The sequence below is a fragment of the Bacillus sp. T17B1 genome, from assembly GCF_026796395.1.
GTDB lineage: Bacteria > Bacillota > Bacilli > Bacillales > Bacillaceae > Bacillus > Bacillus spizizenii_A.
Genome location: NZ_JALAYA010000019.1, coordinates 22,287 through 37,030, shown reverse-complemented (window position 1 = coordinate 37,030; position 14,744 = coordinate 22,287). Strand labels below are relative to the sequence as shown.

General features: G+C 44.3%; 16 protein-coding genes. 9 read left to right on the top strand and 7 right to left on the bottom strand.

Features of this window, described 5'->3' with window-relative positions; all coding sequences use genetic code 11:
• Nucleotides 1-39: 39 nt before the first annotated feature.
• Both MOF34_RS09840 and MOF34_RS09835 read left to right on the top strand, forming a co-directional pair.
• On the top strand, nt 40-1,008 hold the full coding sequence (locus tag MOF34_RS09840; RefSeq protein WP_019714894.1) for an aromatic acid exporter family protein: 969 nt from the start codon (nt 40-42) through the stop codon (nt 1,006-1,008).
• A gap of 51 nt (nt 1,009-1,059) precedes the next feature.
• Nucleotides 1,060-1,593, top strand: a complete 534-nt coding sequence (locus tag MOF34_RS09835; protein WP_268400037.1) for a L,D-transpeptidase — start codon at nt 1,060-1,062, stop codon at nt 1,591-1,593.
• 20 nt (nt 1,594-1,613) lie between these two features.
• Here MOF34_RS09835 and prli42 read toward each other — a convergent pair whose 3' ends face one another.
• Complete coding sequence (prli42, locus tag MOF34_RS09830) at nt 1,614-1,706, bottom strand: stressosome-associated protein Prli42 (protein ID WP_003226489.1); 93 nt, start codon at nt 1,704-1,706, stop codon at nt 1,614-1,616.
• A gap of 88 nt (nt 1,707-1,794) precedes the next feature.
• Here prli42 and mce point away from each other — a divergent pair, with 88 nt between their 5' ends.
• Genes mce through MOF34_RS09815 form a run of 3 tightly spaced genes read left to right on the top strand, consistent with a single transcriptional unit; the run spans nt 1,795 to nt 4,866 of the window.
• A complete protein-coding gene (mce, locus tag MOF34_RS09825; protein WP_268400036.1) occupies nt 1,795-2,217 on the top strand; it encodes a methylmalonyl-CoA epimerase in 423 nt (140 codons plus the stop codon).
• A complete protein-coding gene (locus tag MOF34_RS09820) occupies nt 2,210-3,733 on the top strand; it encodes an acyl-CoA carboxylase subunit beta (protein ID WP_268400178.1) in 1,524 nt (507 codons plus the stop codon). Before mce ends, MOF34_RS09820 begins: the two co-directional genes overlap by 8 nt.
• A 17-nt stretch (nt 3,734-3,750) precedes the next feature.
• Entirely contained in the window at nt 3,751-4,866 is a 1,116-nt protein-coding gene (locus tag MOF34_RS09815) for a tripeptidase T (protein WP_268400035.1), read from the top strand.
• 45 nt (nt 4,867-4,911) lie between these two features.
• Here the strand turns inward: MOF34_RS09815 and MOF34_RS09810 are convergent, their stop codons facing one another.
• From MOF34_RS09810 to mifM, 3 genes are all read right to left on the bottom strand, one after another.
• Nucleotides 4,912-5,640, bottom strand: a complete 729-nt coding sequence (locus tag MOF34_RS09810; protein WP_268400034.1) for a DUF2071 domain-containing protein — start codon at nt 5,638-5,640, stop codon at nt 4,912-4,914.
• A 162-nt stretch (nt 5,641-5,802) separates the two neighbouring features.
• Nucleotides 5,803-6,630, bottom strand: coding sequence for a membrane protein insertase YidC (locus MOF34_RS09805; RefSeq protein WP_268400033.1), 828 nt, complete (start codon nt 6,628-6,630; stop codon nt 5,803-5,805).
• 30 nt (nt 6,631-6,660) lie between these two features.
• Nucleotides 6,661-6,948 (bottom strand): membrane protein insertion/folding monitor MifM, encoded by a 288-nt coding sequence (gene mifM, locus MOF34_RS09800; protein ID WP_268400177.1) that lies wholly within the window; start codon nt 6,946-6,948, stop codon nt 6,661-6,663.
• Between the two features lie 72 nt (nt 6,949-7,020).
• Here mifM and MOF34_RS09795 point away from each other — a divergent pair, with 72 nt between their 5' ends.
• Both MOF34_RS09795 and gndA read left to right on the top strand, forming a co-directional pair.
• The gene (locus MOF34_RS09795) at nt 7,021-8,265 is read left to right on the top strand and encodes a DNA polymerase IV (RefSeq protein ID WP_268400032.1); all 1,245 of its coding nucleotides are present in this window, start codon (nt 7,021-7,023) and stop codon (nt 8,263-8,265) included.
• A gap of 110 nt (nt 8,266-8,375) precedes the next feature.
• Entirely contained in the window at nt 8,376-9,785 is a 1,410-nt protein-coding gene (gene gndA, locus MOF34_RS09790) for an NADP-dependent phosphogluconate dehydrogenase (protein WP_019714886.1), read from the top strand.
• Nucleotides 9,786-9,914: 129 nt separating this feature from the next.
• On the opposite strand, the gene zwf is transcribed toward gndA, so the two are convergent.
• Nucleotides 9,915-11,384: a glucose-6-phosphate dehydrogenase gene (gene zwf / locus MOF34_RS09785; RefSeq protein ID WP_019714885.1), complete on the bottom strand. Its 1,470-nt coding sequence runs from the start codon at nt 11,382-11,384 to the stop codon at nt 9,915-9,917.
• Nucleotides 11,385-11,609: 225 nt separating this feature from the next.
• Here zwf and rnz point away from each other — a divergent pair, with 225 nt between their 5' ends.
• Both rnz and rpmG read left to right on the top strand, forming a co-directional pair.
• Nucleotides 11,610-12,533 (top strand): ribonuclease Z, encoded by a 924-nt coding sequence (gene rnz / locus MOF34_RS09780; RefSeq protein ID WP_019714884.1) that lies wholly within the window; start codon nt 11,610-11,612, stop codon nt 12,531-12,533.
• A gap of 80 nt (nt 12,534-12,613) precedes the next feature.
• Nucleotides 12,614-12,763 (top strand): 50S ribosomal protein L33, encoded by a 150-nt coding sequence (gene rpmG / locus MOF34_RS09775; protein WP_003226511.1) that lies wholly within the window; start codon nt 12,614-12,616, stop codon nt 12,761-12,763.
• Nucleotides 12,764-12,804: 41 nt separating this feature from the next.
• Here rpmG and MOF34_RS09770 read toward each other — a convergent pair whose 3' ends face one another.
• Nucleotides 12,805-13,566 carry an alpha/beta fold hydrolase gene (locus MOF34_RS09770; RefSeq protein WP_268400031.1) on the bottom strand — a complete coding sequence of 254 codons (762 nt, stop codon included), beginning with the start codon at nt 13,564-13,566 and terminating at the stop codon, nt 12,805-12,807.
• A gap of 109 nt (nt 13,567-13,675) precedes the next feature.
• Entirely contained in the window at nt 13,676-14,692 is a 1,017-nt protein-coding gene (namA, locus tag MOF34_RS09765; RefSeq protein WP_268400030.1) for an NADPH dehydrogenase NamA, read from the bottom strand.
• Nucleotides 14,693-14,744 lie beyond the last annotated feature (52 nt).

Below are 14,744 nucleotides of genomic sequence, written 5' to 3'. Positions count from 1 at the left end.
TCTTTTTTATTGAAGAAACAAATAGAAATGGAGTCCGACATGTTTAAAATTGGTTACCGCACAATAAAGACCGCGCTTGGAACAGCTTTGGCTATTTATATAAGCCAGCTTTTGCATTTGCAAAACTTCGCCTCAGCAGGAATCATCACCATTTTGTGCATTCAAATCACACAAAAACGGTCGCTTCAGGCATCGTGGGCCCGCTTTGCGGCATGCTGTCTGGCAATTCTTTTTTCGTTTCTCTTTTTTGAGCTGATTGGCTATCACCCGTTTGTTATCGGAGCGCTTCTCTTGATATTCATCCCGATAACTGTCCTCTTAAAAATTAACGAGGGAATTGTCACCAGTTCAGTTATTATCCTTCATTTATACATGTCCGGCGGCATTACGCTTGCTTTCATTTGGAATGAAGTTCAGTTGATTACGGTTGGTATTGGTGTCGCTCTTTTGATGAACTTGTATATGCCGAGCCTTGACCGGAAACTGATTGCCTATCGTAAAAAGATAGAGGATAACTTTGCTGTCATTTTCGCGGAAATAGAGCGGTATTTGTTAACTGGTGAGCAAGATTGGACTGGAAAAGAAATTCCGGAAACACACCAGCTCATTACGGAGGCGAAAAACCTGGCATACCGGGATGTGCAAAACCACATTTTGCGCTACGAAAATCAGCATTATCATTATTTTAAAATGAGAGAAAAGCAATTTGAAATTATTGAACGCCTTCTTCCTAAAGTGACTTCTATCTCCATTACGGTGGATCAGGGAAAAATAATCGCTGAATTTATCCACGATTTGCGGGAAGCGATCCACCCGGGAAATACAGCGTACAAATTTCTGAAAAGACTTGCTGATATGAGAAAAGAATTCGAGGAGATGCCGCTCCCGGCGACAAGAGAGGAATTTGAAGCAAGAGCCGCTCTTTTCCATCTTCTCGGTGAAATGGAACAATATTTAGTGATTAAAAGTTATTTTAAAGGGATAAAATCGCAAAAATCACTCGGCTGATTCGCATGAGCTCTTCCTTCATTGGTCAACCTAATGAAAAAGGAGGAGCTTATGCGTTTTTTCTTATGTTTAATTTTTATGATGATGATTTCACCGATTTGGCCGCTCGGCGAAAACCCGCTGCCGGGCGATCCGTATGTCATTGTCAACAAGAGAACAAACGAACTTGCTGTCATCCTCGATAATAAAGTAGATGGCGTGTACAGCGTGGCGACCGGAAAAACAGACGAGCTGACGCCAGAAGGGGAATTTTCGGTAACGGTAAAAGCAGTGAATCCTTACTACAGAAAGAAAAATATTGAAGGGGGATCTCCTGACAATCCGCTTGGGGCAAGATGGATCGGATTTGACGCGAAAGGAACAGACGGGCGGATTTACGGAATTCATGGGACTAACCGGGAAGACTCAATAGGAAAATTTGTGTCTAACGGCTGTATTCGTATGCATAACGGTGAGGTCGTTCATTTGTTTCAAAAAATTCCGGTGGGAACAAGAGTGCTGATTACAAACGACACCCGATCTTTTGAGGAGATTGCCATTGAGCATAGAGCTCTGATAAAAAAGCAGGATGTTCCCATTCAGTAAGGCCGCCTGCTTTTTTATCGTTATAAAAACATGACGATTCCTGAGAGTACAGTTGAAAGAATAAAAACTCCCAAAATCACAATCAAAACGCTTTTCATCAGTTTTTGTGACATGATTTCACTCCTTAGACAATCTGTCTATATTTTAGCGTGTTTTGAATGGACGGACAAGCGATATCTATTGAAGGAAAGCAGGGATAAAATGAACAGGCTTGACCATATCGGGATAGTCGTTTTTTCGATAGAAGAAGCGAGAAGCTTTTATGAGGATATATTGGGGCTTGTGTTTCTTCATCAAGAAACGGTTGAAGAACAAAAGGTGAATGTTGCTTTTTTCCAAGCAGGAAGCGTCAAGCTGGAGCTGATAGAGCCGTTGACAGCTGACAGCCCCGTCCGTTTATTTTTGGAGAAGAAAGGGCAGGGGCTCCATCATATTGCATTTTTGTGCAACAGCCTATCTGAAAAGCTACAAGCATTGTCTGACCGGAAAGTTCAATTAATTGACAGGTATCCGAGACAGGGAGCAAACAGGAAAAGGATTGCATTTCTTTCTCCGCGGGAAACAAACGGCGTTCTTATAGAGCTTTGCGAACCGAAAGGAGACCAAACCAATGAACATGAATGAGCATATCGATCATTTATATACGAGACGCGGGCAGGCAGAACAAGGCGGAGGACATGAAAAGCTGGCAAGGCAGCTGCAAAAGGGAAAACTCACCGCTCGGGAAAGGATCACGTTTCTTCTTGATCAGGATAGCTTTATCGAGCTGCATCCTTTCATGGAAAGTCAAGTGTTAACAAAAGAACAGCGCATTTTAGGGGATGGGGTCGTGACAGGGTACGGGACAATTGACGGACGATCTGTATATGTATTTGCGCAAGACTTCACAGTATTCGGCGGGGCGCTTGGCGAAACCCATGCCAAAAAAATTTGCGCTCTGATGGACCTGGCAGCAAAAAATAAGGCGCCGATTATCGGGCTGAATGACTCAGGTGGTGCGAGAATTCAAGAGGGTGTGGTATCATTAGATGGATACGGTCACATATTTTACCGAAACGTGCTATATTCCGGAGTCATTCCGCAAATATCGGTTATTTTAGGGCCGTGCGCTGGAGGCGCTGTATATTCTCCGGCACTCACAGATTTTATATTTATGGCTGAACAGACCGGCCGGATGTTTATTACCGGGCCAAAGGTGATTGAAAAAGTGACAGGAGAACAGGTTGATGCGGAGAGCTTAGGCGGAGCGGGAATACATAATGCTGTCAGCGGAAACGCCCACTTTTCCGGACATTCGGAGAAGGAGGTACTGACAGGAGTGAAAAAGCTGCTGTCTTATTTGCCGCTGAATGGCCAGACAGCAGCGACGACGCCAGAGAAAGAGGCTTCCAGACCGTCATTAAACCGTCTGGTGCCCGCTGACACGACAAAGCCGTATGATGTTCGGTCGGTGATTAAGGAGCTGGCTGATCCGCAGTCTTTTTTTGAGATTCAGCCGTTTTTTGCGAAGAACATTGTCATCGGGTTTGCAAGGCTGGGTGAAAAAACAATCGGCATCGTTGCGAGCCAGCCAAAGCACCTGGCGGGCAGCCTGACGATTGACGCTGCTGATAAAGCAGCGAGGTTCATCCGTTTTTGTGATGCATTTGATATACCGCTGCTAACTGTCGAGGATGTTCCGGGGTTTCTGCCGGGTGTTCAGCAGGAGCATAACGGAATTATCAGACACGGAGCAAAATTATTGTTTGCCTATGCAGAAGCGACCGTCCCAAAAGTCACGCTCATTATCAGAAAAGCGTATGGCGGCGCCTATGTCGCTATGAACAGCAAAGCGATCGGAGCGGACCTTGTGTTTGCATGGCCGAATGCTGAAATCGCAGTGATGGGTCCAGAAGGCGCGGTATCAATTTTGTATGAAAAGGAAATAAAAGCTTCAGCCGACCCGCAAAAGACAAAACGAGAAAAAACAGCTGAATACAAAAAGCAAAACGCCGGCCCATACACAGCGGCGGCCTGCGGAATGGTTGATGACATCATTTCGCCGGAAGAATCTAGGAAAAGACTGATCCAAGCTTTTTACATGCTTGCACATAAGGCAGAAGAGAGACCGAAAAAAAAGCACGGTAACATACCGCTTTAACATGGAGGGACTTACAAATGGTGAATGAAAAACGCCTGCTGGAAGAATTTTTAGAGCTTGTTCAAATTGACTCAGAGACAAAACACGAAGCAGAAATCTGCAAAGTGCTGAAACAAAAATTTTCTGATTTAGGTGTAGACGTTAAAGAAGACGATACAATGGATATCACTGGCCACGGAGCCGGAAACCTGATCTGCACATTAAAAGGAACAAAAGAAACAGATACGATCTATTTCACATCTCATATGGACACAGTTGTACCCGGAAACGGCGTAAAACCGGTTGTAGAGAACGGTTATGTCAAAACAGACGGCACTACAATTTTAGGCGCCGATGATAAAGCGGGACTGGCTGCCATGTTTGAAGCGATTAAAGTGCTGAAAGAAGAAAACATTGAACATGGCACAATTGAATTCATCATTACAGTAGGCGAAGAATCAGGCCTGATCGGAGCGAAGGCGCTTGACCGTTCTATGATCACGGCATCCTACGGCTATGCCCTTGACTCAGACGGGAAAGTCGGAAATATCATTGTGGCTGCGCCGACACAAGCGAAGGTTAGAGCGGCAATTTACGGGAAAACCGCACACGCCGGGGTTGAACCTGAAAAAGGCATTTCAGCCATAACAATCGCTAGCAAGGCTATTTCAAAAATGCCATTGGGCCGTATTGATGAAGAAACAACAGCAAACATCGGCCGGTTTGAAGGCGGCACACAAACAAACATTGTATGCGACGAAGTCCATATTCTAGCTGAAGCACGCTCTTTAGTTCCTGAGAAGATGGAAGCTCAGGTTCAAAAGATGAAAGCTGCTTTTGAAGCGGCCGCTGCTGATATGGGCGGGCGCGCAGAAGTCGAAATTGAAGTCATGTATCCAGGCTTCAAATATCAAGACGGCGACCAAGTTGTTGAAATCGCGAAAAAAGCGGCAGCTAAAATCGGACGTCCAAGCGAGCTGCAAACAAGCGGCGGCGGAAGCGATGCGAACGTAATCGCAGGTCATGGCATCCCGACGGTCAATCTTGCTGTCGGTTATGAGCAAATTCATACAAAAAATGAAAAAATGCCGATCGAAGAACTCGTTAAAACGGCAGAAATGGTTGTTGCCATTATTGAAGAGGCGGCAAAATAAAAAAGAAAACCCGAGTGCGCTTGCCCGCATCGGGTTTTTTTGCATTCAGCGCCATTTCCTAAACGGCCAAAATAATACGTCCTGTTTTTTAGCGTAATGAAGCAAGGGGCCTGAATCTGGCAATGATATGTTGTGGGCTTCAGCTACCGTATTGACTGAAAACTCGGCCTCGGCATTTTGTAGCAGCCAAGGATGATGATGAATGTCTTCGTAAAAGAGCTTGTATCGATAAGTGGTGTAGAGTCTGTATCGTTCCGTCAGCCAATAATTGAGCGAATTCTCTTCCGCTGTAAAAGGAGCTGAAATAGGCCGGTATGCGGCGCAGAATGCTGCTTTTCCATCGTCTCTCCGCTTGCTGACATAGTCAATGCCATCACCGTTTTTTTCAGCTTTCATATCCGCGTAGAAATATGGCAAATGAAAGAACGTGCGAGCGCCCAGGACCGCCAGCTGATGATCAGCATCTAAGCTGAAAAAATAAATGCCGGGCTTGCCCTTATACGTGACATAGGTGCGGAGGTTAAGCTCAGGAAATGCACGTGCACCGGGAATGGCAGGGAGAAAACGCGCCCTCAGGTTTGTGAGCATAAAGGGAAGCATGCTGATCCAAGCTTGTCCGTTATATGTATCTAACTCTAAAACCGGCGGAATCATAGCCCGAAGGATAGAAACATCAACAGGCCAGTGTGCAAATAAGACATCATTCCATGTTTGTCTCATGAACCACATTCCCTCAGGAACAGAAATATTTTTTTGCTGAAAGCGTTCCGTCACGTATATCTTCCTTTCAGTTGGGTGTGAGTAAGGTATTCCCGATTTTCTTCTTTTTAAACGATAAGGCTGTTTTTTAGGGTGGCCCATTTTCGCCTCAGCCATGACAGAAAAGGGCGCGGCGAAACAAAAAACAACCCCGGCTTTTCGCTCGGGGTTGTTTCATTATTTCACCGGCTCAGTTAGAGCGGCGGTTTTTTTAGTTTTATGATGTGTCATCTGAAGGATAATGTTTTGCACTGTCAGGAACAGCCCGCTTGTGAACCAGTACAGCGGAAGAGCTGCCGGAACATTAAGTGAGAAAATCGTCATCATCACAGGGAAGATGAACACCATCAGTTTTGCAGATTGCTGCGCCGCCGGGTTTTGCGGGACAGCAGAATATTTCGCACTCAGTTTTTGAGCGACATAGGCCTGGATAAAGTACATAGCTCCCGCACTAAGAGACACGAGAATGTCAGATTGTCCTAAACTGAACCATAAAAACGAGTGTGACGCAATTTCAGGTGTAGAGCGAATCGCGTAATAAAATCCAATCACAATAGGAAACTGAATCAGCATTGGGAGACACCCCATGGCAAGCGGATTAATATTGTGCTCTTGATAAAGCTTCATCATTTCCGTTTGCAGTTCTTTTTGCTTTTCCGGGTCCTTCGTTTTTTTCAATTTGGCCTGAATGCTGTCAACCTGAGGTTTAATAACTGCCATTTTCTCTTGGAATATGCGCTGTTTTTTAAACTGATTGACAAACAAAGGCAGTACAACGACACGCACAATAATGGTGACGAGAATAATAGACAGTCCGTATTCTCCGTGAAACAGCCCGGCAACACCCTTAAGCAGAGCGGAAAACGGTTCGATTAAATAATCATGGAAAAACCCGACGTTACTGAGGCCTCCCACCTGATGAGTCGCCGCAAACGCAGGATTGCCCGAGCATAATACGATCAAAAAGATACCCATAGCCAAAAGTTTTTGATATGTTTTTAACAATTTTGTTCTCCTCCTTTTTATAAATGCGGTTTATAAAAGAAGGGAACTGACGTCTTCATCATCATTTACAGGCGAATTCATGCGGAAGACTTTACGTATCCATGTTGTAATGCGATGATATATAATAATAAGAAAGTCTGTTCGATTAATGTGAAAGACCGTCTGGTGTTCATCTGTTCGTTTTGATTTCCATTGCTCGCCGGCACGGCACTCTCGTAGGAGAAATGCAATCCCGATTGCCGTCAGAGCCGGAAGAATAATTGTGAAAAAATCGACTAAGAATAAAACATCATTTATCGATTCCACAAACATTGTAATCACATCCATTCAATACCTTCATTTTACTATATGTACAAGCCGTTGTCTAATGAACGAAAAGGAGATTTGTTTATGCAGGGGAAGAGCCGAATTATTTTCCATATTGATATGAATAGCTTCTATGCATCGGTGGAAATGGCATATGATCCAGCTCTCCGGGGGAAGCCGGTCGCAGTTGCGGGAAACGTAAAGGAGCGAAAGGGCATCGTGGTAACATGCAGCTACGAAGCAAGAGCGCGCGGCGTCAAAACAACGATGCCGGTTTGGGAAGCGAAGCGGAATTGTCCTGAGCTCATCGTTCTTCCGCCGAACTTTGACCGCTATAGAAGCTCCTCAAGAGCGATGTTTAACATTCTCCGCGAATATACTGACCTGGTGGAGCCTGTCTCCATCGACGAAGGCTATATGGATATGACCGAGACACCATACAGCAGCCGCGCTCTTGAGACGGCAAAAGAAATCCAAAGCAGGCTGCAAAAAGAGCTGTTGCTTCCGTCAAGCATAGGGATCGCGCCGAATAAGTTTCTCGCAAAGATGGCGTCTGATATGAAAAAACCGCTTGGCATCACGATTTTAAGAAAGAGACAAGTACCTGATATCCTTTGGCCGCTTCCTGTGGGAGAGATGCACGGAGTTGGCAAAAAGACAGCGGAAAAGCTAAAGGGACTCGGCATCCATACGATTGGAGAGTTAGCAGCAGCTGATGAACACTCGCTGAAGCGTCTGCTTGGCATCAATGGGCCGCGCCTTAAAAATAAAGCAAATGGCATTCATCATGCGCCAGTTGACCCGGAGCGCATTTACGAATTTAAAAGCGTCGGCAATTCATCGACACTTTCACATGATTCCAGTGATGAAGAAGAGCTGTTAGGCGTTTTCAGAAGGCTTGCGGCTTCCGTGAGTGACCGCTTACAGCGCAAGGAAGTCATGGCTTCGAAGCTTTTTATTATGATTAGATATGCAGATTGGAAAACCATCACCAGAAGCATCACGCTGAAAAATCCGATCGATCAAAAAAATGAGATTATGAAAGAAGCGGAGCACCTCTTTTTAAAACATTGGAATAAAAATCCTGTCAGGCTGCTTGGCATTACCGGAACGGATTTAGTAGAAAAAGAACAGGCTTATAAGCAGCTTGATTTGTTCAATTTTAATGAAGATGCGAAGGATGAGCCCATTCAGCAGATGATGGAAAAGCTGAATGAAAAGTACGGTGCCAAGCTGATCAGAAAAGGGGCAAGGGTAAAAAAAGAGGAGAGCAAAACAAAGGGAACAAGCTTTAATAAGGATTTTTTTCAGGATGAAAAGAAAAGTTGAATAGCTTGAAAAACAGGGTGAATGTATGGTAATTTCTTTATTATAAATATCATTTTATTTTAATTTAAATTTTAAAATGATTAAAACGTTTGCAGAAGGGACGTTAGAATATGTCAAAACAACAAATCGGAGTTATCGGGCTTGCGGTCATGGGTAAAAATCTGGCTTTAAATATCGAAAGCCGGGGATTTTCTGTTTCTGTTTACAACAGATCAAGCAGTAAAACTGAGGAGTTTTTGCAGGAGGCAAAAGGAAAAAATGTTGTTGGCACATACAGCATTGAAGAGTTTGTCCAATCCTTGGAAACACCGCGCAAAATCTTATTAATGGTTAAAGCGGGAGCTGCAACAGATGCGACAATTCAATCTCTTCTTCCTCATCTAGAGAAGGATGATATTTTAATTGACGGCGGAAACACATACTATAAAGACACACAGCGCCGTAACAAAGAACTCGCTGAAAGCGGCATTCACTTTATCGGAACAGGTGTTTCGGGCGGAGAAGAAGGAGCGCTTAAAGGGCCTTCTATCATGCCTGGCGGACAAAAAGAAGCACATGAGCTTGTGAAGCCGATTCTTGAAGCGATTTCTGCAAAAGTTGACGGAGAACCTTGTACGACATATATCGGTCCAGACGGTGCCGGCCATTATGTAAAAATGGTGCATAACGGTATTGAATACGGAGATATGCAGCTGATCTCTGAATCTTACTTCATTTTGAAACAGGTGCTAGGCCTTTCAGCTGATGAGCTTCATGAAGTTTTCGCTGAATGGAATAAAGGCGAGCTTGACAGTTACCTGATTGAGATTACAGCCGACATCTTCACAAAAAAAGACGAAGAGACAGGCAAACCGCTTGTTGATGTGATTCTTGATAAAGCAGGACAAAAAGGAACAGGAAAATGGACAAGCCAAAGTGCGCTTGACTTAGGTGTTCCGCTTCCGATTATTACTGAGTCTGTATTCGCGCGCTTTATCTCAGCTATGAAGGAAGAGCGTGTGAAAGCGAGCGGCCTTCTTTCAGGACCAGACGTGAAGCCTGTTACAGAAAATAAAGAAGAGCTGATTGAAGCGGTCAGAAAAGCGCTGTTCATGAGTAAAATCTGTTCTTACGCGCAAGGATTTGCCCAAATGAAAGCTGCTTCTGAAGAATATAACTGGGATCTGAAATACGGCGAAATCGCTATGATCTTCCGCGGCGGCTGCATCATCCGCGCAGCGTTCCTTCAGAAGATCAAAGAAGCTTACGATCGCGAACCTGAGCTTGACAACCTTCTTCTTGACAGCTACTTCAAAAATATTGTAGAAAGCTACCAAGGAGCGCTTCGCCAAGTGATTTCACTTGCAGTTGCCCAAGGTGTGCCAGTGCCGTCATTCTCAAGCGCTTTAGCTTACTATGACAGCTACCGCACAGCTGTCCTGCCTGCAAACTTAATCCAAGCGCAGCGTGACTACTTTGGCGCCCATACTTATGAGCGTACAGATAAAGAGGGTATCTTCCATACCGAATGGATGAAGTAATCAATAAAAACCCCCGAAGCCTTAGGGCTTAGGGGGTTTTTATTGAATGTTACATATCTTAAGGGATAAGGCAGTCTTGACAGCTGAAAAAAGCCGAAAATGCTCATAAGCATTTTCGGCTTTTGCGTATTATATATTCCACCAGTGCAAGCCGTCTTTCGCCAAAAGATCATCTGATTCTTTCGGCCCCATAGAGCCTGACTCGTAGTTAGGAGACAAGGTTTTGTTTGCTTCCCATGTTTCAGAAATGGAATCAACAAAGCTCCAAGAAAGGGCAACTTCATCCCAGTGTGCAAAGTTTGTTGCATCGCCAAGAAGACAGTCATGAATAAGTTTTTCATACGCTTCAGGGGTGTTCAACTCATCATTGCAATTGCTGCAGTAATCGAGTTTAATAGGCTGTGCATGTGCTGCTCCCCCAAGCTTTTTAGCATTTAAGTATAGCGTAATGCCTTCGTCAGGCTGAATATGGATGACGAGCAAGTTCGGATTCATGTTGTTTTCATTGCCGTAGTACAGGTTCATCGGAATGTCCTTAAATTGAACGACGATTTTTGTGGACTTTTCTTTCATTCGTTTTCCGGTTCGGATATAGAATGGAACACCGGCCCATCTGAAGTTGTCGATCAAGAGCTTGCCTGCAACAAAGGTTTCTGTATTTGAGTCAGGAGCGACATTATCTTCATCTGTATAAGCAGGAACCGATACACCGTTCATTTCACCGGCTTGATATTGTCCGCGCACAAAGTACTCATCCACTTCGTCTTTTGCAATCGGGCGCAGTGCTCTCAGAACCTTTACTTTTTCGCTTCTGATTTCTTCTGTGTTCAATTTGATCGGCGGCTCCATTGCAAGAAGGGCGACCATCTGCATAATGTGGTTTTGTACCATATCGCGCAGGGCGCCTGATTTTTCGTAATATCTTGCACGGTCTTCGACGCCAAGTGATTCACTAGATGTAATTTGAATGTTTGAGATGTAGCGGTTTGTCCAAAGCGGTTCGAAAATCGCATTGGCAAATCGAATCACTTCAATGTTTTGAACCATTTGTTTGCCTAGATAATGGTCGATTCTGTAAATTTGATCTTCCGTAAATGCTTCGCGGATTTCTTTGTTCAGTGCCTGTGCGCTTGGCAGATCATGGCCGAACGGCTTTTCAATGACAAGGCGGGACCAGCCTGTTGTTGCTGTAACACCTTCTGATTTTAATGTTTTTGCAATTGTCCCGAAGAATTCAGGAGCCATTGCTAGGTAGAACATTCTGTTGTTCGGAATTTGATATGTATCTTCCAACTGGTTAAGCAATACGTTAAGCTCTTGATAAGAGCCAGGGTTTGTCACGTCAAACGGGTGATAGTAAAAATGAGACGTGAAATCATCTATATGTTTATCTGCAGATGAGGAAATGGATGTTTTAACGGTTTGGCGAAGATCCTCATTGGACCAAGGTCTTCTTCCAACTCCTACAACTGCAAACTCTTCTCCGATTTGTCCGTTTTGATATAAACGGTGAATAGACGGATACAGTTTTCGTTTTGCTAAATCTCCAGTTGCGCCGAATATAACAATGACTGCTTTTGGTTGTTGGTTTGTTTTCACTAAAAGTACCTCACTTTATTCGAAGCTTTATTTTAGTACACCCCGTATATTTCCTTCATTTTAAATCTAAAATTCAACGAAAGCAAACATTTAAGCCCTTTTTTTGCAGAATGCCGTAAAAATGTTTCTAGAACAAAAGGGTTGTTCCTCTAAGAGGCAAGATTCACATTTTGCGCCTGATCCTGTATTCTTGTAGGTAACTAGTTCTAGTAGGAGGAAGGAAACGTGGAATTACTTTTTTTAGGGACGGGAGCCGGCATTCCCGCTAAGGCGAGAAACGTAACGTCGGTGGCATTAAAATTGCTTGAAGAAAGGCGTTCTGTATGGCTGTTTGACTGCGGGGAAGCCACGCAGCATCAAATTTTACATACAACGATTAAACCTCGTAAAATAGAAAAAATCTTCATCACCCACATGCACGGTGATCATGTATACGGGCTTCCAGGTCTTCTGGGGAGCCGTTCCTTTCAAGGGGGAGAGGACGAGCTGACGGTGTACGGGCCTAAAGGGATCAAGGCTTTTATTGAAACAAGCCTTGCCGTCACGAAAACCCATTTGACATATCCGCTTGTGATCAAGGAAATTGAAGAAGGAATTGTGTTTGAAGACGATCAGTTTATGGTCACAGCAGTATCTGTTATTCATGGAGTAGAAGCGTTCGGGTACCGTGTGCAGGAAAAGGATGTACCAGGTTCCCTAAAGGCCGATGTATTAAAAGAAATGAACATCCCACCCGGCCCTGTGTACCAAAGAATTAAAAAAGGCGAAACGGTAACGCTTGAAGACGGGCGCATCATCGATGGGAATGATTTTCTGGAGCCTCCTAAAAAGGGCAGGGCTGTGGTGTTTTCGGGTGATACGAGAGTAAGTGATAAGTTAAAAGAGCTTGCACGGGATTGTGATGTGCTTGTTCATGAAGCAACCTTCGCTAAGGAAGATCGGAAACTTGCTTATGATTATTACCATAGTACAACGGAACAAGCGGCTGTAACAGCGAAGGAAGCTGAGGTGAAGAAGCTCATTTTAACCCATATCAGTGCCAGATATCAGGGTGATGCCTCTCTGGAGCTTCAAAAAGAAGCGGCTGATGTTTTCCCAAACAGCGTGGCGGCGTATGATTTCTTAGAGGTAAACGTCCCGCGGGGGTGAAGGAATCGTTTTTATTTGACAATCTGTAATTACGTTGTATAATAAAACGTAATCATTACGCTTTGTGAGGAGATGTTAATATGAGAGTCAATGTTACTTTAGCTTGCACTGAAACGGGAGACCGAAATTACATCACAACAAAAAATAAACGCACCAACCCAGACCGTTTAGAGCTAAAAAAATATTCACCGCGTTTAAAGAAATATACCCTTCATCGTGAAACAAAATAACAAAGGAAGACCGGGCGTTTTACGGCCCGGTCTTTTTTATGTTAATTGACTGCCTGGTAAAGAGGAGCGGCCTGCTGGCATGCTGCGCACCACACGTCATAAATAGCTAAATGAACAATATGAGGTTCATCATGATGAATGTTATGCGAGCTGTTTTTAGCTTGAATCCAGCTGCTTTGATTCGAAAGAGACAAGATGCTGGTGTGCAGGTTTTGCCACTCCTGTTCAGCAGCGAATTTCTCAGTCCGTTCACCTGATGACAATACAATAAGAGGCATGTTTCCTAAATGGACTTGCCGCTGTTTGAGTTCCCGCAGGCTTCTAGAAAACTCTGCATGTGTACCTTCAAGCATTACCTTTCTTGCATATGCTTTTTGCATTTCTTCAGGAATAAAAGAGAAGCCTGCGCAATCTCCTAAAGCTGGATCAAGGAGGACCATGCCGATAATATCGCACCTGTTTTTGCAGGCCCATAAGCCGGTGATGACAGCTCCGTATGAATGTGAAACAGCCAGATATGGAGGTTTTACATCCGCTGCTTTAAGCAAACTCTCCAATTCGTTCACCTTTTGTTCAGCTGTTCGTTTAGCTCTGCTTTGCCCGCTTTTCCCTATTCCTGCCCGATCATATGTGAAAATGCCAAATTCATCATCAATGTCCTCCATTAATGGTTTCCATGTCTCTGAAGAAGTACCGTAGCCGGCCTCAAAGACAATCGTTACACCGCTTGATCCTCTCCGGTGTTGTGTATGGAATGAACATCCGTCAATCTTATATGTCTTTTCCATCCAAGCTGAGTTCATTGGAGTCATCTCCTCTAATTGGTTCTACTAGGGAGACGGAGAACCTGAGCTGATCGTTTCTCTTAAAATAAAAAAAGAGATATCCGGTTGAGGATATCTCTTTTGGGCATTACCAGCCTCTTTCGTATTGCACAGGGGCTGGAATCTCTGTATTGAGCTGTTTCGCAGCAGTTCTTGCAAAGAATGGATCACGCAAAAGCTCTCTGCCGATAAAGATGAGGTCGGCACGTCCATTTTGCAGAATTTCTTCAGCCATTGAACCGTTTGTAATCATGCCGACAGCACCAGTTGCCATGTCAGCTTGTTCACGGATTTTCTCAGCGAAGCTGACCTGATAGCCAGGGAATACGTTAATGTCTGCTTGAACAAGGGCGCCTGAACTGCAGTCAATTAAATCAACACCTTGCTCCTTCATCCATTTTGCAAACCCGATGTGATCAGCGATGTCTAAGCCTTTGTCCGTATAGTCAGAAGCAGATACACGGACAAATAAAGGGCCGTCCCACACTTGTTTGACTTCATCGATGACTTCTCTTAAGAATCGATAGCGGTTTTCTGGTGAGCCGCCGTATTCATCTGTGCGGTGATTGGAAAGCGGAGATAGAAATTCGTGAATTAAATATCCGTGCGCCGCATGAATTTCAATCACATCAAAGCCGGCTTCTTTTGCGCGTACTGCCGCTTGTTTGAACTCCTGGATCGTTTCTTTTATTTTTTCTGCTGACATTTCTACAGGTGTTGCTGATTGGTCGTCAAACGCAATCGCCGATGGAGCGAAAATATCTCCTTCAAGCTCTGCTTTACGTCCGGCGTGGGCAAGCTGAATGCCGATTTTTGAGCCTTGTTCTTTGACCTGCTCAGTCAGTTTGGCAAAGCCTTCGATATGCTCATCGCTCCAAATTCCTAAGTCTTGGTCTGTGATTCGTCCTTGAGGATTTACCGCTGATGCCTCCACAATAATCAGTCCGACCTGGCCGATTGCTCGAGATATGTAATGCGCCATGTGGAACGGCGTCAATTTTCCGTCCTTTTCATGAGAAGAATACATGCACATTGGCGACATGACGATGCGGTTTTTTAATGTCATATCTTTAATTGTTATCGGTGTGAATAATGTTCTGGCCATTTCTTTCGCCTCCCGTAAGGTTTTTAGAGGTTGATTATATCAAGTGATTTCT